The organism is uncultured Lacinutrix sp. (assembly GCF_947500325.1).
In the GTDB taxonomy this organism is placed as follows: domain Bacteria; phylum Bacteroidota; class Bacteroidia; order Flavobacteriales; family Flavobacteriaceae; genus Lacinutrix.
This window is the reverse complement of the sequence record NZ_CANMRQ010000060.1, coordinates 1-1,300: the sequence shown is the minus strand read 5'-3', so window position 1 is coordinate 1,300 and position 1,300 is coordinate 1. Positions and strand designations below refer to the sequence as shown.

Below are 1,300 nucleotides of genomic sequence, written 5' to 3'. Positions count from 1 at the left end.
CAACAGGGTTAAATGGAACAGGATGTTATAGTTTAGTAAACTTTGATGTTATAGTAAATCCATTACCAGTAGTAACACCAGTAGATGATTATATTATCTGTGAGCTGATGAATGATGGTATGGCAGACTTTGATTTAGAAACAATGACCACAGGGATATTAAATGGCCAGGATCCAAGTATCTTTACAGTGACTTATCATGAGACTTTAGCAGATGCTCAAGTCCCAATGAATGCATTAAGTAGTCCATACACAAATACGAGTAACCCACAAACGATTTATGTAAATATCACCAATACCGTTACAGGATGTGATGTTGCTACGCTAACATTTAATATAGAAGTACAAGAAGCCGCTCAAGCGAATCCAGATGGTGTCGCTATAGTGTATGAAGCGTGTGATGATAATATGGAGTTTGATGGCGACCCAAGTGATGATAGTGTACAATTTGATTTAGAGACTCAAAACCCATTAGTATTAGATGGTCAAGACCCATTAAACTATACTGTGAGTTATTATGATAATCAGGCCGATGCCGATGCCAGTACAAACCCATTACCATCACTTTATGAAAACACTGCAGTCAATGGTAATGTGGCCAACCCACAAGTAATTATAGTAAGAGTAGATAATGATACTCCAGGTGCATTAAATCTAGACCTTGCAACAGTAACAACAGGCTTAGATGTTAATGGCGATGGTACAGTAGATACTATAGATACCAGTGCGCCAGCAGATGGCGTGTTTGATATTATAGACGTTAATGGCGATGGCACAGATGATGCTATCGATACTAATGGCGACGGTATTATAGATGCTATTGATCTGGATGGCGATGGTCTAGGTGATTTAGTAGACCTAGATAATGATGGCGTTGTAGATAATGATGTATCAACGTGTTATGAAACGACAAGTATTACATTACAAGTTAATCCATTACCAGCATTTGATTTAGATGATTCATACCTGTTATGTGTAAATACTAATGGTACAGAAGTGATTAATTCACCAGTTGTAGATACTGGATTAAATCCAGCCTTATATACTTTTGAGTGGAGTTATGAAGGGACAGTATTACCAGGAGAAACAGGGGCATCAATAGTGCCAACACAAGGCGGTAATTATACAGTAGTAGTCACAGATATTAGTACAAGTATGAATACCATGTGCTCAAGTAGTGATACAACCTTAGTAACAGTAAGTGAGCCACCAACGTTAACGGCAAACGTGACAACCTTAGCCTTTGCAGGAGAACATAATATATTAGCAACTGCAAGTCCAAGTGCTACCAATTCAATAGC

At 38.1% G+C, this 1,300-nt stretch carries 1 pseudogene; it reads left to right on the top strand.

What is annotated here, in order from left to right:
• Positions 1 to 1,300 (top strand): annotated as a pseudogene (locus tag Q0997_RS20145) (hypothetical protein); the annotation flags it as partial.